We start from the raw sequence: 22,730 nt of genomic DNA, 5'->3' as shown, positions 1-22,730 counted from the left end.
CAGGTGAATTTTTCATCTGCTTTTTTTTGTATCTGATGGCATACACATTGCGGCAGTCAATATTTTTTCAGATTACTGAAATTAATATGTATATTTAGTTAACAAATTATTAAAAATATTAAACTATGAATCTATTTCTCTTAGTGCCGATCTTCGGCGTGTTGGCTTTGCTGTACACATTTCTGCAAAGCAATTGGGTAACCAAGCAAAATGCCGGTGACGACAAAATGAAAATCATCGCCGGTCACATCTCAGACGGTGCGATGGCTTTTCTGAAGGCAGAATACAAAATAATGATGTATTTCGTTGTGATTGTCGCTATTTTACTGGCAGTAATGGGTTCCACAAATGCCAATTCGCACTGGACGATCAGTATCGCATTTATTATTGGTGCTGTTTTTTCTGCACTTGCCGGATTTATTGGGATGAAGATCGCAACCAAAGCAAATGTAAGAACAGCTCAGGCTGCAAAAACATCATTAAGCAAGGCTTTAAAAGTTTCTTTTGCCGGCGGATCGGTAATGGGAATGGGCGTTGCAGGACTTGCCGTGCTTGGTCTTGGTTCTCTATTTATTATCATAAAACAGATTTTTGCGCCCGATGCTGCTGTTAATTCAGAGGAAATGGAGCGTACGATTGAAATCCTTACAGGATTTTCTCTCGGTGCGGAATCCATTGCACTGTTTGCAAGAGTTGGCGGGGGAATTTATACGAAAGCCGCTGATGTAGGCGCCGATCTGGTAGGAAAAGTCGAAGCCGGTATTCCGGAAGATGATCCGAGAAACCCTGCAACCATTGCTGATAATGTGGGAGATAACGTGGGAGACGTTGCAGGAATGGGAGCTGACCTTTTCGGATCTTATGTAGCAACTGTTTTGGCAACAATGGTTTTAGGACGGGAAACCATGTCTGAGGATTCTTTTGGTGGTTTTGCTCCGATTTTGTTGCCGATGCTCATCGCAGGAACCGGAATAATCTTCTCAATGATCGGAACTTTATTCGTGAAAATCAATGACAGCGAAGATGCTTCTACTTCCAATGTTCAGAATGCTTTAAACCTTGGAAACTGGGGAAGCATCGTAATTACTGCAATCGCTTCATACTTTTTGGTTACCTATCTCTTACCTGAAAAAATGGTTTTAAGAGGCTATGAATTTACGAAAATGGGTGTCTACGGCGCCATCATCGTGGGTCTCGTTGTCGGAACTTTGATGAGTGTAATTACAGAATATTATACTGCCATGGGCAAAAGACCGGTTTCAAGTATTGTGCGGCAGTCTTCTACCGGTCACGCAACAAATATTATCGGCGGACTTTCTGTCGGGATGGAATCTACTTTTCTTCCGATTATCGTTCTTGCAGGCGGAATTTACGGTTCATATCTGTGCGCCGGATTGTATGGTGTCGCGATTGCTGCTGCAGGGATGATGGCAACCACAGCAATGCAGCTCGCGATTGATGCCTTTGGTCCGATAGCAGATAACGCCGGAGGAATTGCCGAAATGAGTGAACTGCCAAAAGAAGTGCGCGAGAAAACAGATATTCTTGATGCTGTCGGAAACACCACTGCCGCTACAGGAAAAGGTTTTGCGATCGCTTCAGCAGCACTTACAGCGCTGGCACTTTTCGCCGCTTTCGTAGGAATTGCAGGGATCGACGGAATAGATATTTATCGTGCCGATGTTCTTGCCGGACTATTCGTGGGCGGAATGATTCCGTTTATATTTTCGTCGCTGGCAATCACCGCAGTGGGGCAGGCTGCCATGGCGATGGTAGAAGAAGTGAGAAGACAGTTCAGAGAGATTCCGGGGATTTTGGAAGGCAAAGCCCAGCCGGAATATCAGAAATGTGTAGCAATCTCTACCGATGCTTCCATTAAAAAGATGATGCTGCCGGGAGCGATTGCCATTGTTTCACCGCTGTTGATAGGATTTATTTTCGGGCCTGAAGTATTGGGAGGCTTTCTCGCCGGAGCTACAGTTTGCGGAGTTTTAATGGGAATGTTCCAGAACAATGCAGGTGGTGCCTGGGATAATGCAAAAAAATCATTTGAAAAAGGGGCAAAAATTAACGGAGAAATTTATTATAAAGGTTCTGAGCCGCACAAAGCATCTATTACCGGAGATACAGTGGGCGATCCGTTTAAAGATACTTCAGGTCCTTCAATGAATATTTTAATAAAATTAATGTCGATTGTCTCACTTGTTATCGCACCAACGCTGGCTGTGATGCACAAAGATAAAATTGACGCCAACCGCCAGGCAAAAATTGCGAGCCTTACCGGCGGACAGATGCTGAACGGAACCGTGGCGCCGGAAAATGCAGCGGCCATGCCTGTGATCACAGGCGAAATTAATGAAGAGGGAGATTTTGTTTATAATACAGGAACACCGCAGGAGGTGAGTTTGGAAGGCGGAAGAAAAATAATGATCGGCAACCAAAGTCAGTTGAATTCTCTGGTGAGCGCATTAAAGAATAAAAACCAACAGCTTCTTGATCCAAAAGCCTGGTACACGCTCGAAAATTTATATTTCCAGACAGGTTCTGCAGATATAAAGCCTGGATCTGATGCCGCACTGACGAATCTTGCGGAAATTATGAATGCGTATCCAACGGTGAAAGTGAAGCTTGGCGGCTACACAGACAGCACAGGAAACGAAGAAACCAATATGAGTCTTTCGAATCTCCGTGCACAGACTGCCAAACTGAAACTCCTGGAACTTGGTATTTCCGGTGACCGCATCGAAGCGGAAGGTTACGGGTCACAGTATCCGATTTGTGATGACGCAGAAAGTGAAGCCTGCAACGCACAAAACCGCAGAATAGACGTTCGCGTTTTGAGTCTCTAAATCATTTAGTTTGATAAAAGCCACTGTAGAATTTCTGCAGTGGCTTTTTTTGTTTTTAAAAGTAAAAGTTGATCATGTTTTCGGGAAAGCTTCATGCAGCCGTGCAACAGACTTTCTCACGAAAGAGAAACCTTCTTACACGCGTGCGACAGACTTTCTCGTTAAGGAGAAACCTTACTGCAGCCTGCAGGAGACTTTCTCGTGAAAGAGAAACCTTGCCGCACTACTGCGTGGAACTTTCCCGCTCTGGCTACAGATTTTTCCGAAGATGATTCAGCGCGTCGTAGATAAGTTCGTCTCTCTTGGCAAAACTGAAACGGATGTAATCTGAATTTTGTTTTGAATGAATAAACGCTGAAAGCGGCAAACACGAAACTTTCATCTCAACCGTCAGCCATTTGGCAAACTCTACATCGGTTTTATCTTTAGAAATCTCACGGAAGTTTACTGTCTGAAAAAATGCGCCTTCACAGATGTGATCTGTTTGCAAAGGCGTTTCTTTCATTACATCTAAAAAAAGATTCCTTTTGTTTTCCATCAAAATGCGGTTTTCATTTTCATCAAAAACTGCAAGATATTTCGCGACCGCGTGTTGGCACGGACCGTTTGAGCTGAAAGAAATATATTGCTGATAAAACCTGAAATTCTCCAGGAGTTCGGGTGAAGAAATCAAATAACTGACTTTCCAGCCAGTCGCATGAAACATTTTGCCGAAAGAAAAAATAGAAAACGTTCGTTTTTTGAGTTCAGGATGAAGAAATGGGCTGTAATGCCGGTTTTCGCCGTAGCAGTAGATGTCATAGATTTCTTCTGAAATCAAATAAATATCGTGGTCTTTTATTGCATGATATAAGTTCTCCCAGTCTTCTTTACGCCATATCTTTCCCGTAGGATTGTGGGGAGAATTCACGATAACAGCTCTTGTTTTCTCGTTTACAGAACGTTTAAGTTTATCAAAATCAATAGAAAAGTCATCTTCCAGATCATAAAAAACAGGCACACCACCGTTCAACGAAACTGAAGGTGCATACGTATAATACGCAGGCTGAATGATGATCACTTCATCGCCAGGATTCAAAATCGATTTTAATGAAGTATAGAGCGCAAAAGTGGAGCATGGTACTACAGAAACTTCGTTTTCCTTTAAATGAATCGGGTTTTCACGTTTTGCATTAAAGGAAATAATCTGGCCGATAAGAAAAGGATTTCCCGCCAGCGATTCGTAGCCATGAGAAACATGATCAACAGATTCCCGCAGAAATTCCTTCAGTCTCGGATCCACAGGAAAGTCGGGCAAACCAAGGGAGAGATCATAACTTCCGTGCTGTTTTGCCAGTTCAGACATCTCGGTAAAGAAAGTATAATCCTGAAACAGGCCGTTGTTCTTCATAAGTGTTTTGGTAAATATATAGAAAAAATGATTTCGCTTTTACAGACCGCATAATTTTGCTATTTTTAAGAATAAATAATAGACAATGAAAAAAATCATCATTCCGGCGCTGTCCGTAATGCTTTTGGCAAGTTGTGGAAGCAGCAAGATGGCTTCCGGAAATACAGGTTCTACCGCGCAGACTCCTCCCGGAAAAGTGTCCGGCACCAAAGCATTTGTTGAAGCGTACAATTCGATCAGCTTAGATGATCTCAAGAAAAACCTCACGGTAATCGCTGCAGATGATATGCAGGGAAGAGACACGGGCAGCGAAGGCCAGAAAAAAGCCGGTGTTTACATGACCAATTATTATAAAAATCTGGGAATTTCGTATCCTAAAGCTTTAGGATCGTATTATCAAAAAGTTCCTGCAGATTATATGGCGAAGCGCGGCGGGAGAAATCTTCCGGATTCTGAAAATATTTTAGCCTTCATCGAAGGTTCTGAAAAACCGGATGAAGTGATCGTGATTTCGGCGCATTATGATCATGTTGGCGTGCAAAAAGGCGTGGTATACAACGGTGCAGACGACGATGGAAGCGGAACTGTTGCGGTAATGGAATTAGCGAAAGCTTTTAACAATGCTAAGAAAGCCGGCAACGGACCGAAGCGTTCGGTTCTTTTTCTTCATGTAACCGGCGAGGAGCATGGTTTGTTTGGTTCTGAATATTATTCTGACAATCCGGTTTTTCCGCTGGCCAATACTGTGGTAGATTTAAATATCGATATGATCGGGCGCGATGATCCTGAAAACCGCGGCAAACAGTATGTTTATGTAATCGGATCTGAAATGCTGAGTTCAGAATTAAAAGTGATCAACGAGACCGCCAACAAGCGCACCGTAAATCTTGAGCTTAATTATAAATACGACGATCCTAAAGATCCTCAGCGACTTTATTACCGTTCGGATCATTATAATTTTGCGAAAAACAACATTCCGGTGGCGTTTTTCTTCGACGGAATTCACGAAGATTATCACAAGCCAACCGATGATGTTGATAAAATTGACTTTCCGCTTTTGCAGAAACGCGCACAACTAGTTTTTGCAACGGCCTGGGAAATTGCCAACCGCGATACAAGAATTGTTGTTGACAGAAAATAAAAACAGTGAATAATCAAAAAACCTACGAGATCATTCTTGTAGGTTTTTACTTTATCTAAACTTATGAAAACGAAAATTAAATCAATCCGGCCGTTTATCGGTTCAAAAAACTTTGATGAAAGCAGAGAATTTTACAGAGATGTAGGTTTTGAAGAATTTGTGATTGCACCAAATCTTTCTGTGTTTAAAAAGGATGAAACTGCATTTTATTTACAGGATTATTATGCAAAAGACTGGGTCGATAATACCATGATTTTTGTCGAAGTGGAAGATACAGATGCTTTTTATGCGGAACTTTTATCTCTTAATCTTCCGTTAAAATATAAAAACGTAAAATTAGTTCCTGTAAAAACTATGGATTGGGGCAAGGAATGCTTTCTTCATGATCCGTCCGGAATTCTCTGGCATTTTGGAGAATTTTTCTAATAAAGAGATTGTAAAGTTATTTTAAATCTCGCTGTAAATATTTACAAACAACGTTTCTTAAGAAGTTAAAGCGAAAGAATCCGCTCTTTAGAAGCGGATCCAGTAGATAAATACATCTCATTTTTTAGTTAGACAACAACAAAAAAGCACAGCCGACGATGCTGTGCTTAAATTTTATCTCAAATTTAATTGCTGATTCTGAATAGAAAAACGCAATTTTTGGTTTCATTTTATCTTTTACTTCAGTAAAGTTAGCAAAAAAAATATCTCATATTTACGTTGCGAAATAAAATTAATGATTAGTTCATTTTAATTCAAACAGCAAAGTCTTTTACAGTTTCTCAGCAATATATTTCGCAGTATGCGATTTTTTATTTTTTGCCAGATCTTCCGGAGTTCCCGCGAAAACAATTTCACCGCCATATTTTCCTGCTTCCGGGCCAATATCAATAATGTAATCGGCAGATTTCATAATATCTGGCTGATGCTCGATCACGATCACTGAATGACCAAGCTCAATTAAAGCCTGCAGCGATTTTAATAATTTTTGAATATCATGAAAATGAAGACCTGTCGATGGTTCATCAAAAACAAAAAGGGTTTTGTCCGTTGTTACACCTTTTACGAGAAATGATGCCAGTTTTACACGCTGTGCCTCACCACCAGAAAGGGTGGAGGAGCTTTGGCCAAGCTGCAGATAGCCCAAACCAACTTCCTGTAAAGGCGTCAGTTTTGTTGCGATTTTATCTTCTTTATTCTCTCTGAAAAACTGTAAAGCTTCGTCAACAGTCATTTTCAGAATATCAGAAATATTTTTTTCGTCGAATTTTACATCGAGGATTTCATTTTTAAAACGTGTGCCTTTGCAAACCTCACATTCAAGCTCTATATCAGCCATAAACTGCATCGAAACATTGATTACACCTTCACCTTTGCATTCGTCGCAACGGCCGCCATCTACGTTGAAGGAGAAATGTTTCGGCTTATAACCCATCAGTTTTGCGCTTTTCTGTTTAGAAAAAAGATCGCGGATATCGTCGTAGGCTTTCAGATACGTTACAGGATTCGACCGTGAGGATTTTCCGATCGGGTTCTGGTCGATCAGTTCAATGTTTTTAATGAGTTTTTTCGGAAATTCTACGCTGTCGTAATCGCCTTTTTTGCCACCCATTCCGAGCTGAATCTGAATATCATTCGTCAGAATTTCTTTCATTAAAGTAGATTTACCACTTCCAGAAACTCCGGAAATAACGACCAAACTTTCCAGAGGAATATCAACATCAATATTCTTGAGGTTATTCTGCCGTGCACCTTTTATCTGAATTTTCTCTTTGCTTTTTCGTCTTTTCTCCGGTACCTTGATCTCCAGTCTTCCGGTAAGATATTTTGAAGTGAGCGTATCGGCATTTTTCAGCTGTTTAAAATCGCCGGCGAAAACCAGTTCACCACCTAAATAACCTGCTTCCGGACCAATATCGATGATATAATCTGCCGCTCTCATCACATCTTCGTCATGCTCTACAACAATCACGGTATTGCCAAGATCACGGAGATTTTTTAACACCAAAATAAGATTTTCTGTATCTCTGGAATGCAGACCAATCGAAGGTTCGTCCAGAATATAAATGGAGCCGACAAGTGAACTTCCCAAACTCGTAGCCAAATTAATGCGCTGACTTTCTCCGCCGGAAAGTGTATTGGAAGTACGGTTAAGCGTAAGATATCCCAAACCGACTTTCAGCAAAAATTCAATTCGGGTAGTGATCTCATAAAGCAATCTCTTGGCAATTTCTTTATCGTGATCTGAAAGCGTTAAATCTGAAACCAGCGGATGAAGTTCGTCCAAAGGAAGATCAATCATCGACTGAATATTGTGTCCGTCGATTTTTACCCAGGATGTTTCTTCGCGCAAACGCAAACCTTCACAAACCGGACAAAGCGTTTTCCCGCGATATCTGGATAGCATCACACGATACTGTATTTTGTATAAATTTTCCTCCAGCATGCTGAAGAAATTATTTACAGAAGGAAAAGATTTGCTGCCGTCGCCTTTCCAGAGATAGTTTTTCTGTTCTTTGGTTAACTGATGATAAGGCTTATGAATCGGGAAATCTTTAGCTTTTTTGATGAAATTTTTTTTCCATTCACTCATCGATTCGCCACGCCATGAAGCGATCGCGTCTTCAAAAACCGAAAGCGTTTTATTTGGAATTACTAGATCTTCGTCAATGCCAATTACTTTTCCGTAGCCTTCACAGCTCGGGCACGCTCCAAAAGGATTATTAAAACTGAAAAAATGTACATTCGGCTCGATAAATTCCATGCCGTCTAGTTCAAATTTATTCGAAAATTCTCTTGTGTCGCCGCTTTCTGTATTTTTTAATGTGCAGTAACCACGACCTTCGTAAAATGCCATCTGAATGGAGTCTGCCAAACGCTGAAGGAAACTTTCGTCTTCTTCGTAAGAAAAACGGTCGATCACAAGATTGATGACCATTCCTTTTTCCGGAGTGAAACCGAAGCTTTCCAGATCTTCTATTCCTGCGACATTTCCGTTAACTTCGAGTCTTGTAAAACCGGCAAGTTTTAAAACATTCAAATTTTCGGTAAAATTTTCTGCTTCATAATCATAGGGTGCAGTCAGCAAAAAAGGCACGTCTTTTTTGGAAGATTTGATATAATCAATCACATCAGAAACCGAATCTTTCTTCACTTCGTCACCAGAAACCGGAGAATACGTTCTTCCGATTCTTGCAAAAAGAAGCTTCATGTAGTCGTAAATTTCCGTTGAAGTTCCAACCGTAGAACGCGGATTTGATGAAATTACTTTCTGCTGAATAGCGATTGAAGGCGCCAGACCTTTGATGTCATCCACTTTTGGCTTCTCGAGTTTGCCGAGAAACTGTCGCGCGTACGAGCTGAGACTTTCCACATATCTGCGCTGTCCCTCCGCATAAATTGTATCAAAAGCCAGCGACGATTTTCCGCTACCGGAAACACCTGTGATGACGATTAATTTATTTTTCGGGATGAGTACATCAATGTTTTTCAGGTTGTTAAGGTGTGCGTTTTTTACGAAAACCTCCTTTTTTATATCTATTTCTTTCGGTATTGCCATGGTAAAATTAAGACTAACAAAAATACGGTTTTAAGCTGAGAAGACGCGTACTGATATTTTAAAAATTATCGAAAAGAAGCAAGGTGATTTTTTACATTTTGACTGTATACATTACAGAAAAAATAAAATATAATACACTGTTTTTTGAATTTTGTATTGTGCGGTTTAAAAATAATCAGTAAAATTGTACCACAAATACGTAATAATTATGATCGCTCTATTCAGACATTTTATTGCATATTTGATGAGAAAAAGGTAAGAAGAAAAAGCATTGCGAGCTTCGTAATGCTTTTTTATTATGACATTTATCACATAGGTTTTTACAATCAAGACTTTTACTTTTGGTACCACAAAAACCAATCCCATACTATGAGATTTCAAATTATCGCTGCTTTTGCGCTTACGGCTTCCGTACAGATTTTTGCTCAGAAAATTTCTGATATTGATTCTGTTCAGATTCAGTCTAAATTTTTCTCTACGACTTACAAAAACGCAAGCCAAAATATTTCAATTATCACAAAAGAAGACATTAAAAATTCTCCTGCAGCGAGCATCGATGAAATTCTGCAGCAGATTCCCGGGATGGATATCCGCAGGAGAGGCGCAAACGGCGTTCAGAGTGATGTTGGTTTTCGCGGAAGTTCATTTGAACAGGTCTTGCTTCTCATCAACGGAATCAGAATGAATGATTCGCAAACCGGACATAATTCTTTAAATATCCCTGTTGATCTAGATGATGTTGAACGTATTGAAATAGTAAAAGGTCCCGCTGCAAGACGTTTCGGGCAAAATGCGTACGCAGGCGTTATCAACATTATTACCAAAACGCAGATCGGTAAAAAAGTGAAAATAAGTGCCAATGGCGGCGATTACAAGACTTTTGGTTTTGGTTTAAATGCAAATATCGGAAACGAAAAATTCTCGAATACATTTCAGGCAAATTCCAACACTTCCGAAGGCTACCGATACAATACCGATTTTGAAATTCGTAATATTTTTTATCAGAATCAGTTAAAAATCAATAATGGCAGTCTGAGAATGCAGGCAGGTTTTTCAGAAAAAAAATTCGGAGCGAACGGTTTTTATTCCTCACCAGCAGCTGCCGATCAGTATGAAGAACTTCAGGCTTCGATTGTAAGTGTCGCCCATCAGCAAAGTTTTGGTAAATTTAAAATTAATTCAAATGCTTACTGGCGAAGAGGGCAGGATCTATATCTTTTTAACCGAAGTAAGCCCGAAATCTACCGCAATATGCACATCGGAAATAACGTTGGTGGCGAAATTAATTCATCTTATGATTCAAAACTGGGGACGACCGGCCTTGGTGTCGAACTTAGGAAAGAATTTCTGGCGAGTAATAATCTGGGACAGCGCGAACGTTTTGTGACGCAGGTTTTCCTCGAACATCATTTTTCTTTTTTTGATGATAAGGTAGATGTAACACCTGGCGCTTCTTGGGCAAATTATTCTACCAACGGAAACTTCTTTTATCCTGGAATTGATATCGGTTACAAATTTTTAAATAACAACAAAATATACGGAAACGTTTCGAAAGTACATCGAGTTCCGACGTTTACCGAGTTGTATTACACCAGCAAAACAGAACAGGGAAATCCAAATTTAATCCCTGAAAGTGCCGTTTATGCAGAAGCAGGCTATCAGTTTCAAAATAAAATTTTCCTCGGAAAAGCCGGTGTTTTCTATAGAAGTTCAACCAATGCGATTGATTTCGTGAAAAATTCTTTGCAGGATCCGATTTGGTTTGCACAGAATGTCGGCGATACAGAAATCAAAGGTTTTGAAGCGGAGATTGCTCATCAGGCTTCGTCGTGGCTTCGTTACACACTCGGCTATACATATCTCGATAACAAATTTAAAGATCTAAAAAATTTGAATTCGCGCTATGTTTTGGATAATCTGAAACATCAGTTTGTGGCAAAATTAACTACAACTTTCCTGACGAATTTCAGCAACGAAATTGTTTACCGTTACAATGAGAGAATCAATTTGGGAAGCTATCATTTGCTTGATGAAAAAATAAGTTTCAATAAAAAAGATTTTTCTTTATATGCCTTAATAAATAATGTAACGAATACCGATTATACCGAAAACTTTGGTGTGCCGATGCCGAAAAGGTGGTTTCACGTCGGTTTTTCGTACAATATTAATATTAAGTAAACTTAACATTACCCAAATATTAAATCTGTTAATTTTGCAAAAATTTTTAAATGAAACTTTTTGCGGGTTTTGCGTTTGTATGGATGTCGGTTTTCTTTTCGGCACAGGAGCACATCTCTAATTTTAATGCGCTTACGGTCACGTACAAGTTTCATCCCAATTTTTTCCTTTATGCGGAAGGTCAGATGCGTGGAATTGAAGATTATTCCTATCCGGATTATTATGAGATTAAAGGTGGTTTAGGATATATACTCACCAAAAATCACAAACCGTTTATTGGTTTGGGTCGGTATGCAACGTACAAAAACAGACTTATTGATAAAGAAGAATTCCGTGTCTGGCTGCAGGATGTGATCGATTTTAAAAAAGGAACCGTCAAATTTGAAAACCGTTTCCGCGCTGAGAAATCGTTTTTCCACGAACCTCAGAAAAACAAGGATTCAGAAAGGTGGAGATACCGTTACCGCTTAAATATCTCGGTGCCGCTAAATGCCAAAAAAATTGAAAAAGGAACACTTTTCGCCAATGTTTACGACGAAATATTTCTTGTTTCACCTCAGAAACCAACCTTTGCGAGAAACCGTGTTTATGGCGGATTTGGTTATCAGGTCGATGACAATTTTGGTTTGGCGACAGGTTATCTCTGGCAACGCGAGTTTGAAGCAAAAGGAAACCGAAACGTGCATTTTGTTTATTTATCGTTGAATATAAACATCGACGGAACGACAGAAAACCAAAGGTTTTTTCACTTTCCCGGCGCCGATTAATACTTTTCAGAAAGATAGCGGTATGCTTTCAGATATTTGTTGAAGCGCACGATGTCTTTTGAAGTTAAATCCCGGTTTACACGACGCAGATCCATGTTGTCACGAAGATCATTAAGTTTTACAGCCACGGCAAGTGGAGACCTTTCTGTACGTCTTATGAAATCATCATAATTTTCTTCTGAGTCGAATTTGGTCAGACATTTTACCGCAAAAAGAATATTTTCAGGAAAACCTTCATTTCTCAAATATTCAAAACTGAAATTTTCAGGATTATCTTCTACCACATCGTGTAGAATGCCAACTATTTTCTCATCAAAAGTTTTACCATATTCCATCACGCGCATTACGTGCGCAATATACGGCGCGTGGTATTTGTCTTTCTGGCCTCGGTGGGCTTTATTGGCGATTTTTATGGCGGAGTGCAGCAGTTCTTCTTTGGTCATGGTCTATTAAAGTAGACTGCAAAAATAAATAATGAAGCGGAATTACATTGGGTATTCTGTCAAAATTTACAGAAGTTTAATGTTTATTTGGATGATTCTTTTTTCTCTGAATTCTTTTTGAAAGTATTCGGCATATCATACATTTTAATTCTACGTTCCAAAATGTATAGCTTAGAATACAAAGAGGTGTCGCTCGGTTTTACATTGGGCATCTTGTACATTTTCAGCGTCAGATCTTCCTCTTTTTCTAATAACGGTTTATTATACAGCAGGGAAAGATTTTTAGATTTTGTTTTAGAAGAATCAGGTAAAGGCTTTGAAATCTGCGCTGAAGAAATTGCCGAAATAAACGTAAAAGAAATAATCAAAATCTTCATAATTTTTTTTTAAATGTAAAAATTATATTTCACCTGATGAAGTAGTATGGTAAATTTATCTTAAATTTAAATAGAAAATGACGTACAGAGCAGTAAGTTGCCTTCGAAATTATTCGAAAACGATCGCGTACTGTGACCGTACGGTTTGACCTTCTATTTTTGCTGGCGACCACACTTCTTTAATGGGCAAAATTGCTCTTTTAATCTTTTCACTTTTGTTTTCGTCTTTCCCGAAAATCTTAAGATCGGTGCATGTTCCGTCTCTTTCAATTACAAATTTCATTGTAAAAGGATAGACATTAGGAATTTCTTTAATTTTTTCTTGAATGATTTTTTTGAAATTCTGCAAGCCTCGGGAATATTCTGCCGCTTGTTCCACGTGCTGAAAAATCTGTGATGTATTTACTTTTCTTACCCCGAAAAAGGAGTTTGCCAGATTCTTATCCGTAACAGAAGTTTGTTGCGCATAAAAAATGGGGACACTCACATGATACCGTACCTGCCAGTGTGAATATTTCGCACTTTTCCATTCAGATTTCATTTTCCTGAAAGCACTTTCTACAGCCAGATTAAAGGCTTTATCTCTGCCTTTCGCTTCTATAGAACTTACCGTTCCATCTTTTTCGATAATAAAATTCAGATCTGTTTCAAATTTCTTTTCTGCTTTATTAAATTTTTTAACATCCAGATTATTGATTAAAGATGTGCGAAAATTATTGATATCGCCTTTAAATTCCGGGACCTGGTCTGCCTGCTCATAAGGTTCTGCGTTTCCATACATTTTTTCATCTACTGTCGGATCTTTCATCCCAAAACTGGTTGTATTGTTTTGGCTGTACATAAAATTCAAAGTGAGCAGCGCACAAAAAAAATAGATCTTCATCATTTTTAAAATTTGACTTCAAAATTATTATTTTTCAAAATTAAATAAAACTGAATTATATATCTTCAGAAAATACTTATTAATACAAAACGCCCCGATTTCCCGGAGCGTTTTTAAATATTTTGTTTTTAAAAAAGTCTCTTAATAATGACCTTTTGAAATATAATGTGCAGCAATTTTTTCCGTTAAAGCGACAACATTCGGATGATTGGTATACTTTGTAAATCTTCTCAAACCGGAAAGCATCATGCGTTGCTCATCACCTTCAGCGAAAGAAATAATGCCTTCTTTAGCGGCAGCAATCGTCTTTTCAACAGCTTTGTAAAGGAAGAGCTGAGCCATCGCCGATTCTGCAGAATCCGGTGCAAAACTTTTCTCGGCTCTGAGAATAGCAGATTCAGCCATATAAATCTGATTTAAAATTTCCGAAGCATTTAACAGTAAATGCTGTTGTTTCTCAATATCCATCATGTATTTTTGAAGCGCAGCACCGGCAACCATCAGAAATACTTTTTTCAGATTGGCAATAATGGTTTTTTCCTCACTCATGAATTCAGAATAATCCGGAACTTCAAAAGATGGAATTCCCATCAGTTCTTTGCTGATTGCCATCGCAGGAGAAAGCAGGTCGAGCTCACCTTTCATGGCTCTTTTAATTAACATTCCTACAGAAAGCAGACGGTTGATCTCGTTGGTTCCTTCATAGATTCTGCCGATTCTGGCATCTCTCCACGCAGCTTCCATAGGCATTTCTTCCGAAAATCCCATTCCACCATACACCTGAAGACCTTCATCTGCAGTGTGTTGCGTAAGATCGGAAACAAAAACTTTCAGAATAGAAGCTTCTACCGCAAATTCTTCAACACCTTTCAGTTCGGCTTCCTGATGAGTCATTCCGCCAGCGGTAAGTTCTGCAATTTTATCTTCCACATTTTTTGCAGCACGGTAAGATCCTGCTTCCGAAACGAAAACTCCCGTTGCCATTTCTGCAATTTTCTTTCTGATCGCCCCGAAAGTTGAGATTGAAACACCAAACTGCTTTCTCTCGTTTGAATACTGAATAGAATGATTCAAGATTCTTCTCTGTCCGTCAAGATTTGCTGCGGCCAGTTTAATTCTTCCCACGTTCAAAGCGTTCAAAGCGATTTTAAAACCGTTATTTCTCTCTCCTAAAAGATTTTCTGCGGGAACTTTCATATCATTAAAGAAAACCTGACGGGTAGAAGAGGAGCGTATGCCCAGTTTATGCTCTTCTTCACCGAAACTTAGACCTTCAGTTTTGCTCTTTTCAACGATAAATCCGGTAATATTTTTATCGTCTTCAATTTTTGCAAAAACGATAAATATTTCAGCAAAACCGGCGTTCGAAATCCACATTTTCTGTCCGTTGATCACATAATGTGATCCGTCTGCAGAAAGTTTGGCTCTGGTTTTCCCAGAGTTGGCATCCGATCCGGCATCAGGTTCTGTAAGGCAATATGCGCCAAATTTGGTTCCTGTCGCTAAATCCGGAAGATATTTCTGCTTCTGTTCTTCGGTTCCGTAAAGTAAAATCGGAAGTGTTCCAATTCCTGTGTGTGCGCCGTAAGCGGTTGCTAAAGAACCGTTTGCACCCGAACAGTAATCGCAGGCGAGCATGGTATTGACAAAGCCCATTCCGAGTCCGCCATATTCTTCAGGAACGGCAACACCCAAAAGTCCCATTTCACCAAGCTGACGCATTTTCTCTTCTGTCAGTGCGTAGTTTTTCTTTTCAAACTGTGGATTTTGTGGAATCACATCGCGGTCGATAAATTCTTTCGCCGAATCTCTCAGCATTTTTTGCTCCTCAGAAAGCTCTTCTAACGTGAAAACTTCATTTGCAACGACTTCTTTAATGAGGAATTCGCCGCCCTTTAATATATTGTTCATAACTGTTAATTTTAAATTTATAAAAGTTCAAAAATTGACGCCGCGCCTTGTCCTGTTCCCACGCACATAGAAACCATTCCGTATTTGTTTCCACGCTTTCTCATTTCGTGGAGAAGCTGAACGGTTAATTTTGTTCCTGTACAACCCAGTGGGTGTCCGAGCGCGATGGCACCACCGTTCACATTCAGAATATCTGGATTGAGGTTCAGTTCTTTTTTTATAGCAACAGATTGTGATGCAAATGCTTCGTTTAACTCGATTAATTCAATATCTTTTAATTCTAAACCTGCTTGCTTTAGTGCTTTTGGAATCGCATAAATTGGTCCCATTCCCATTATTCTTGGCTCAAGTCCGGCTGCAGCGTATGCAACCAATCTTGCTTCCGGCTCCAATCCTAATTCTTTTACCATTTCTTCCGACATCACGATTACGAAAGCTGCACCGTCACTCATTTGTGAAGAATTTCCGGCTGTTACACTTCCTCCGTTTGCGAAAACGGGTTTTAATTTTGCTAAACCTTCCAGAGAAGTGTCTAATCTCGGGCCTTCATCTACAGAAAAATCAAATTTTTTCGTCTGCATTTTCTGATTTTCATCCAGAAAATTATATTCTACAGGAAGAGGAACAATTTGGCTTGCAAATTTCCCTTCTGCATTCGCTTTTAAAGCTTTTTGATGAGATTCAAAAGCAAACTGATCCTGCTCTTCACGGGAAATGTTGAACTGTTTTGCCACTTCTTCTGCAGTATATCCCATTCCCCAATAATAATCGGGATTTGACTTTGCTATTTCAGTTTCAGGAACGGGTTTGTAACCACCCATCGGAATGTAAGACATTGATTCTGTACCACCTGCGATAATACAATCCGCCATTCCAGTCTGAATTTTTGCCGAAGCAATAGCAATCGCTTCACTTCCTGATGCGCAATATCTGTTCACGGTAACTCCGGGAACTTTGTCGGTTTGTAATCCCATCAAAGAAATTAAACGTGCGACATTTAAGCCTTGTTCTGCTTCCGGCATTGCGTTTCCGACGATTAAATCATCGATTCTGTCTTTATCTAATTGCGGAACGGCTGCCATCAATTTCTCGATAACTGTTGCTGCCATTACGTCGGGACGGGTGAATCTTAAACTACCTTTTGGAGCTTTTCCAACGGCGGTTCTGAACCCCTTGATTATATATGCTTGTTTCATTGTAGATTACAGATTTTTAGACAAGAGATTTGAGACTCTTGCCATTTAATTATTTATTAATATTTTCTTTAAAAACATAAACCATTTTTTGAACTCCATTTAACTTACTCAATAAAGATTCATTTACTTCAGGTGAAATAAAATTTAATCTTTCAGAAATAATTAATTGTGTTTGAAGTTCATAAGAAGAACCGTATGCAATATTTAAAAAATGTGAAAATTGGGGATTTGTATCTCTTCCTGCGCCTTCTGCGATGTTGGAAGGAATTGAAACCGCTGACCTTTTGATTTGTGAAGAAAGTCCATATCGCTCATCGTTTGGCATATTTGCTAACGCTTCATAAACATCTACACACAAATCAATTGAATATTCCAGATTTTTAATTTTCTAATGTTATGCATTATCAGTAGATTTAAATTAGGTTTATATTCTATTTTTAATTCTAAAATTGAAAACTCTTATAGTCTCGAGTCTCTCAGTCTCAAGTCTAATTTCTAAGAGGTTTCCCTTTCTGCAACATGTATTGAATTCTCTCCAAAGTTTTTCTTTCACCACAAAGCTGTAAAAAAGTTTCTCTTTCAAGATTCAGTAAATACTGTTCGGTAACAACTGTTGGTTCAGAAAGATTTCCACCTACTAAAACGTTGGCTAATTTATCTGCGATTTTCTTGTCGTGTTCGGAGATGAAATTACCGGTTAACATCTGATCAGTCCCAACGTAGAACATTCCTAAAGCATCTTTTCCAAGAACTTTTACCGTTTGCTCGATCGGTTGCGTGTAGCCGTGTTCTGCTAGACTTTTCGCCATCATTTTTGCAGTCATAATCTGCGTTCTTTTATCAACAACTACGATGTCTTTTCCTTTTTCAAGAATTCCCATATCGTAAGCTTCGTACGCTGAAGTGGCTACTTTTCCCATTGCAATATTCATGAAAGCTTCACGAAGACGGTTGTTTTTCACATCGTCACTGTGAAATTCTCTTGAAGTTCTCAATGCAAATTCTTTCGTTCCACCACCGCCGGGAATTACGCCAACTCCGGTTTCTACCAATCCGATGTAAGTTTCTGCGGCTGCAACAACGCGGTCTGAGTGCATCGTCATTTCGCATCCACCGCCTAAAGTCATTCCGTGAGGAGCGACTACGACAGGAATTGAAGAATAACGAACTCTCATCATTGATTTCTGGAAATACGCAATTGCCATATTCAAATCATCCCAATCCTGCTCGATGGCCATCATTAAAATCATGGCTAAATTGGCTCCGACAGAGAAATTCGTTCCCTGGTTTCCGATCACCAATCCGTCGTATTCTTTTTCAGCTAAATCGATGGCCCGGTTTAAGCCGTCCAGAACTTCACCACCTAAAGAATTCATTTTAGAACGGATTTCAAAATTGATAATTCCGTCGCCCAAATCTTCAATCGAAGAACCTGAGTTGCTCCAAAGCGTCTTGTTTTTTCTGATATTATCTAAAATGATAAATGATTCCTGACCCGGAATATTATTGTAGTTTCCTGAGTTTTTATCGAAGAAAATACTTTGTCCGTCTTCGTTTACTTTGTAAAATGATTCAACGTTTTTCACCCAATCAGAAACTTCATAACCAGCTTCTGTAGCCAATTCAATTCCTTTTTGAACGCCAACCGAATCCCAAATTTCGAAAGGACCGTTTTCCCAACCGAAACCTGCTCGCATCGCATCGTCAATTTTGTACACTTCATCTGAAATCTCTGGAACTTTGTGAGAAACATAAGCGAAAAGAGAACCTAAGGATTTTCTGTAAAGCTCTCCAGCTTTGTCTTTACCGCCAATCAAAACTTTAAATCTATCAATTGGCTTGTCGATATTTTTAGTTAATTCTAAAGTTGGGAATGAAGATTTTCCCTGAAGCTCGTATTCTAAAGTATCCAGATTTAAACCGTGAATTTCAGATTTACCGTCTTTACCTTTCACTTTTTTGTAGAAACCCTGTTCGGTTTTTGAACCCAACCATTTGTTATCCACCATTTTCTGGATGTAGTCTGGAAGAGCAAAAACGTCATTAAAATCATTTGCCTCAGCACCGCTATTACGAACGCCGTTCGCTACCATCACCAAAGTATCCAAGCCAACAACATCGGCAGTTCTGAACGTTGCAGATTTTGGCCGGCCAATAATTGGACCTGTTAATTTGTCGACATCAGAAACATTTAAACCTAATTTCTGAACATTATGAAGTAAATCCATCATCGAGAAAACTCCGATTCTGTTGGCGATAAACGCCGGAGTATCTTTTGCTAAAACCGTGGTTTTTCCTAAGAATTTCGCTCCGTAATTCATGTAGAATTCGGCAATTTCCGGATCCGTTTCTTTGGTTGGGATCACTTCTAAAAGTGGTAAATATCTTACCGGATTAAAAAAGTGTGTTCCTGCAAAATATTTTTTGAAATCGTTACTTCGTCCTTCTACCAACATATTGATTGGAATTCCGGAAGTATTGGATGAAACTAAAGTTCCCGGTTTTCTGAACTGTTCAATTTTTTCGTAAACCGATTTTTTGATGTCGAGTTTTTCAACCACAACTTCAATAATCCAGTCGGTATCTTTAATCTTCTTTAAATCATCATCAAAATTTCCGACTTTAATTCTTTCCGCAAATTTTGGGGAATAGAGTAGAGCGGGACTAGATTTCTTCAGTTTTTCAAAGTTTTCAGAAGCAATTCGGTTACGAACGGCTTTGTCGTCTTTGGTCAAACCTTTTTTCTGTTCGGATTCATTCAGCTCAAAAGGAACAATATCGAGCAGTAGAACCTGCACGCCGATGTTGGCAAAGTGTGCTGCAATACCGCTTCCCATAATTCCAGAACCTAAAACCGTTACGTGTTTGATTCTTCTTTTCATCTATAAACTATTTATTTGGTGATATAAAGCCTACGGCTTTAATAAAATTTGTTGAATGATTTTTATTTTCGGTTGTTGATGTCGTTGGCGATTTTCATTATTTCATTCATCACATCTTTAAAAACTTCTAGTTTTTCAGGCGCGATTTTCTCCATCACTTTCTTATTAAAATTCACCACAACTTCTTTAGACATATTTCTAGAATTCAACCCTTTTTCCGTGAGTTTAATAATTACCTCACGTTTATCAGTGGTAGTTTTTTCTTTATAAATATATCCGTTGTCTTCCAGAAGTTTGATGATTCTTGTGAGCGAAGTGGGTTCAATCGCCATTTTCGGACCGAGATTTGTGCTTCGCGTGCCTTCTTTTGGATCTATTTTTAAAAGTGTAAGTGCCTGTACAGCAGTAGAATCATGTTCCTGCGCCATCTCGGTGTACATTTTTGAGACAGAAAGCCACGTTTGCTTTAAAATAAGATCTACGTTTTCGGTTTTGTTTTTTTCATTATCCATTATAAAAGTTTTACAATTGATTTACTCAAATGTAGCAAATATTATGCATGCATAGTATTTAATAATAGTTAATGTACGTTAAAGCACTGAAAATCAATAAGTTTAAATGTATGATTTGCATAATACTATGCATGCATAGTATATGAATCTGATCAAGATTAGTAAAATTTAATGAAGATTGTTCAGGAAAAGAAGTATTTCACCAAAGTTTAAACATTGATGATGATTGTTTTTATAAGAAATCTGCCAGATGTTTTCTTTGAAAGTGAAAATAATATCAGACAGATCTGTATCATAATTCTTCTGCAGCAGTGAGAAAAGCATTTCTTTCTCAACTTTTGGTGCAAATATGTGTGGCGGAATAAAATTTTTATTGACTTTGAATAACGAAACATCAGTAAGTTCGTGATGTTGCAGCAAAATATCTTCAACTAAACCGCTATGCAGTTTTTCACCTTTTATATACCAAATCTGATCTGTAAATTCTTTTGCCAAACGCCAGTCGTGACTGGAAAACAGAATTATTTTATTTTGTTTTTTCGCCAACTCCCGAAGTGTCTTTAGAATGATGATTTTATTCTTTTCATCGAGATGAGTGGTCGGTTCATCAAGAATGATAATTGCTGAGTTTTGTGCGATTGCACGGCCAATAAATGCTTTCTGAAGATTTCCGTCTGAAAGATTTTTCAGTAAAGTATTTCTGTACTGATTAAGTTTTAAAGAAGAAATAATTTCATCAATTTCCTTCTGATCGGTGTTTTTCAGTTTAAAATAATAAGGATAATAAATAAATTTTCCCAGCGAAATAAGATCGTAAACCGTCTGGTTTTGGGGAACGGGAGATTTAGAAAAAACAATAGCAATTTTCTCTGCAACTTCTTTTACAGAAAGCTTTTTTATGTTTTGCTTGTCAATAGAGATTTCTCCGTTTAATAATGGAATCTGATGAAGAATTGATTTGATTAAAGTTGTTTTTCCGACGCCGTTGTTTCCGATCAAAAGGCAGACATCACCATTTTTAAGATGTGTATTTACACCCGAAATCAGCGAGCTATCATAGCCAATATCTGCATTTTTTATATCAAAAATCATGACCTGCTCTGTTTTAAAAGCATCATCAGAATCACCGGAATTCCGAAAACGGAACTGATCACATTAATTGGAATGTGCGATTTTTCGGCAAATATGGAAAATACCAGCATGATTGCAATCCCAAGAAGCATATTAAGAAGCCACTGATGCCAGAGTTTCGACGGATTATAAATCATCCGACAAAAATGCGGAACGATGATTCCGACAAATAAAATGGGACCTATAAATGCCGTCACCGAAGCGGAAAGGAGAGAAGATGTGGCGATAATTAATATTTTCAAGCGGTTAAGATTTACGCCAAAACTTTGTGCATAAGCCGAGCCAAGCGAATTTCCAATGAGCGGTTTTATGGTTTTAAAACAGAAAAATAATCCTATGATTACCAAAATTCCGAGAATGTAAATTTGATTTTTTGTCGCCGTATTATTTGCGCCAAATGACCACAGAATATAGTTTTTCAGACTTTGATCTTCTGCATATAGCTGCAACATCGAAACTACTGCACCAGCAAGTGCTGATACGAGAAATCCGAAAATGATAAGATATGATTTATCTGAAAATTTACGGGAAACGGCAAGGAGAAGCGTCATAAGCAGTAAACTTCCTCCAATGGCGGAAATGCTCATAAAGCTGTTCTGAAAAATCTCGGGAATAAATAGATTTTGCGAAAAGAAAATGTAAAAAGCTACCGAAAGACTTGCGATGGAAGTTATTCCTAAAATATCCGGTCCTGCCAGCGGATTCTGAAAATATTCCTGCATGAGAAAACCGGAAGTAGGAATGGAAACTCCCGCCAAAATCATCACCAAAACTCTGTTGATACGAATTTCAGCAATCTGCGATTGCGAAGTTTCAGAAACAAAATCGCTGAAATGTAAATATAAAAATCCTGTGTTCAGATTCAGTAAAGCAAACAGAATAATGGCCATTACTAAAACTGAAAACAGGATTTTAAACTTCTGCGACATTAACGTAATCTCAGAATTATTTGAAAGACTTTATTTTAGAATCAAGAATTTCAGGTGTCATCATTCCCAGATATTCGTCGGTTTTATCGCCCTTTCTCATATATGTAAATGGAATTGCACTGCCATTCCACTCTTTAAAATTTTTGCTGAAAAAAGCTTCGTCAAGAGATCCTCCATCCAAAAGATAGGTATTTCCCTGAATGCCCTGCTTTTCGACAAACTTCGGAACGTCTTTTTCCCAAGCCGATTTTGTATCAAGACTTACGAAAGAAATTTTCACCGGCTGACCCTTCACTTCAGCAATTTTATCTTTAAAATGAGGGATTTCTCTCACGCACGGTCCGCACCAGGTTGCAAAAAAATTGGTTACGTAAAGCGTGTCATTTTTTGTATTTAAGAATTTTGCGGCGTCATCCGGCGATAAGACTTTCAAGCCATCCGCAACAATTGGAGCAGAAGAAGTTGCTGGTTTTTGGACGATTACAGAGTCTTTAGTTTCCGTTTTTTCAGTCACAGCGGTTTTTTCTTTGGTACAGCCAACAACTGCGGTAAGCACAATCGCGGAGAAAATTATCTTTATCATAATTATTTTAATTA

Annotated in this window: 19 protein-coding genes; 6 read left to right on the top strand and 13 right to left on the bottom strand. The window is 38.7% G+C overall.

Going from position 1 to position 22,730, the window contains the following annotated elements; translation table 11 throughout:
- The first annotated feature begins 125 nt into the window (after window positions 1-125).
- Window positions 126-2,849, top strand: a complete 2,724-nt coding sequence (locus ASG01_RS02185) for a sodium-translocating pyrophosphatase (RefSeq protein ID WP_055859258.1) — start codon at window positions 126-128, stop codon at window positions 2,847-2,849.
- A gap of 10 nt (window positions 2,850-2,859) precedes the next feature.
- A complete protein-coding gene (locus ASG01_RS02180) occupies window positions 2,860-3,054 on the top strand; it encodes a hypothetical protein (protein WP_055859255.1) in 195 nt (64 codons plus the stop codon).
- 45 nt (window positions 3,055-3,099) lie between these two features.
- On the opposite strand, the gene ASG01_RS02175 is transcribed toward ASG01_RS02180, so the two are convergent.
- On the bottom strand, window positions 3,100-4,239 hold the full coding sequence (locus ASG01_RS02175; protein ID WP_055859252.1) for an aminotransferase class I/II-fold pyridoxal phosphate-dependent enzyme: 1,140 nt from the start codon (window positions 4,237-4,239) through the stop codon (window positions 3,100-3,102).
- 85 nt (window positions 4,240-4,324) lie between these two features.
- Here ASG01_RS02175 and ASG01_RS02170 point away from each other — a divergent pair, with 85 nt between their 5' ends.
- Both ASG01_RS02170 and ASG01_RS02165 read left to right on the top strand, forming a co-directional pair.
- The gene (locus ASG01_RS02170; protein ID WP_055859250.1) at window positions 4,325-5,380 is read left to right on the top strand and encodes a M28 family metallopeptidase; all 1,056 of its coding nucleotides are present in this window, start codon (window positions 4,325-4,327) and stop codon (window positions 5,378-5,380) included.
- A 63-nt stretch (window positions 5,381-5,443) separates the two neighbouring features.
- Window positions 5,444-5,806: a glyoxalase gene (locus ASG01_RS02165; RefSeq protein ID WP_055859248.1), complete on the top strand. Its 363-nt coding sequence runs from the start codon at window positions 5,444-5,446 to the stop codon at window positions 5,804-5,806.
- 331 nt (window positions 5,807-6,137) lie between these two features.
- Here ASG01_RS02165 and uvrA read toward each other — a convergent pair whose 3' ends face one another.
- A complete protein-coding gene (gene uvrA / locus ASG01_RS02160; RefSeq protein WP_055859246.1) occupies window positions 6,138-8,924 on the bottom strand; it encodes an excinuclease ABC subunit UvrA in 2,787 nt (928 codons plus the stop codon).
- A 369-nt stretch (window positions 8,925-9,293) separates the two neighbouring features.
- On the opposite strand from uvrA, the gene ASG01_RS02150 reads away from it, so the two are divergent.
- Together ASG01_RS02150 and ASG01_RS02145 are read left to right on the top strand one after the other, a co-directional pair.
- Entirely contained in the window at window positions 9,294-11,102 is a 1,809-nt protein-coding gene (locus tag ASG01_RS02150; RefSeq protein WP_055859240.1) for a TonB-dependent receptor plug domain-containing protein, read from the top strand.
- A gap of 50 nt (window positions 11,103-11,152) precedes the next feature.
- Window positions 11,153-11,869: a DUF2490 domain-containing protein gene (locus tag ASG01_RS02145; protein ID WP_055859238.1), complete on the top strand. Its 717-nt coding sequence runs from the start codon at window positions 11,153-11,155 to the stop codon at window positions 11,867-11,869.
- Here the strand turns inward: ASG01_RS02145 and ASG01_RS02140 are convergent.
- The 11 genes from ASG01_RS02140 to ASG01_RS02090 all read right to left on the bottom strand — a co-directional run bounded on the left by ASG01_RS02140 (window position 11,866) and on the right by ASG01_RS02090 (window position 22,716).
- Window positions 11,866-12,312, bottom strand: coding sequence for a phosphohydrolase (locus ASG01_RS02140; protein ID WP_055859235.1), 447 nt, complete (start codon window positions 12,310-12,312; stop codon window positions 11,866-11,868). The two genes, ASG01_RS02145 and ASG01_RS02140, sit on opposite strands and share 4 nt — an antisense overlap.
- A gap of 83 nt (window positions 12,313-12,395) precedes the next feature.
- Window positions 12,396-12,689, bottom strand: a complete 294-nt coding sequence (locus ASG01_RS02135) for a hypothetical protein (RefSeq protein WP_055859233.1) — start codon at window positions 12,687-12,689, stop codon at window positions 12,396-12,398.
- Between the two features lie 109 nt (window positions 12,690-12,798).
- Entirely contained in the window at window positions 12,799-13,575 is a 777-nt protein-coding gene (locus ASG01_RS02130; protein ID WP_055859230.1) for a hypothetical protein, read from the bottom strand.
- Window positions 13,576-13,713: 138 nt separating this feature from the next.
- The gene (locus tag ASG01_RS02125; protein ID WP_055859228.1) at window positions 13,714-15,483 is read right to left on the bottom strand and encodes an acyl-CoA dehydrogenase family protein; all 1,770 of its coding nucleotides are present in this window, start codon (window positions 15,481-15,483) and stop codon (window positions 13,714-13,716) included.
- Window positions 15,484-15,500: 17 nt separating this feature from the next.
- Window positions 15,501-16,679 carry a thiolase family protein gene (locus ASG01_RS02120; RefSeq protein ID WP_055859225.1) on the bottom strand — a complete coding sequence of 393 codons (1,179 nt, stop codon included), beginning with the start codon at window positions 16,677-16,679 and terminating at the stop codon, window positions 15,501-15,503.
- 49 nt (window positions 16,680-16,728) lie between these two features.
- On the bottom strand, window positions 16,729-17,004 hold the full coding sequence (locus ASG01_RS02115) for a four helix bundle protein (protein ID WP_202966972.1): 276 nt from the start codon (window positions 17,002-17,004) through the stop codon (window positions 16,729-16,731).
- A 163-nt stretch (window positions 17,005-17,167) separates the two neighbouring features.
- Entirely contained in the window at window positions 17,168-19,561 is a 2,394-nt protein-coding gene (locus tag ASG01_RS02110; protein WP_055859222.1) for a 3-hydroxyacyl-CoA dehydrogenase/enoyl-CoA hydratase family protein, read from the bottom strand.
- 62 nt (window positions 19,562-19,623) lie between these two features.
- Window positions 19,624-20,073, bottom strand: a complete 450-nt coding sequence (locus ASG01_RS02105) for a MarR family winged helix-turn-helix transcriptional regulator (RefSeq protein WP_055859219.1) — start codon at window positions 20,071-20,073, stop codon at window positions 19,624-19,626.
- 168 nt (window positions 20,074-20,241) lie between these two features.
- Complete coding sequence (locus ASG01_RS02100; RefSeq protein WP_055859216.1) at window positions 20,242-21,165, bottom strand: ABC transporter ATP-binding protein; 924 nt, start codon at window positions 21,163-21,165, stop codon at window positions 20,242-20,244.
- A complete protein-coding gene (locus tag ASG01_RS02095) occupies window positions 21,162-22,133 on the bottom strand; it encodes a FecCD family ABC transporter permease (protein ID WP_055859213.1) in 972 nt (323 codons plus the stop codon). Before ASG01_RS02095 ends, ASG01_RS02100 begins: the two co-directional genes overlap by 4 nt.
- Before the next feature lie 16 nt (window positions 22,134-22,149).
- Window positions 22,150-22,716, bottom strand: coding sequence for a TlpA family protein disulfide reductase (locus ASG01_RS02090; protein ID WP_055859210.1), 567 nt, complete (start codon window positions 22,714-22,716; stop codon window positions 22,150-22,152).
- Window positions 22,717-22,730 lie beyond the last annotated feature (14 nt).

Origin of the sequence: Chryseobacterium sp. Leaf180 (genome assembly GCF_001424585.1) — a bacterium.
In the GTDB taxonomy this organism is placed as follows: domain Bacteria; phylum Bacteroidota; class Bacteroidia; order Flavobacteriales; family Weeksellaceae; genus Chryseobacterium.
This window is presented reverse-complemented; position numbering and strand designations above follow the sequence as displayed.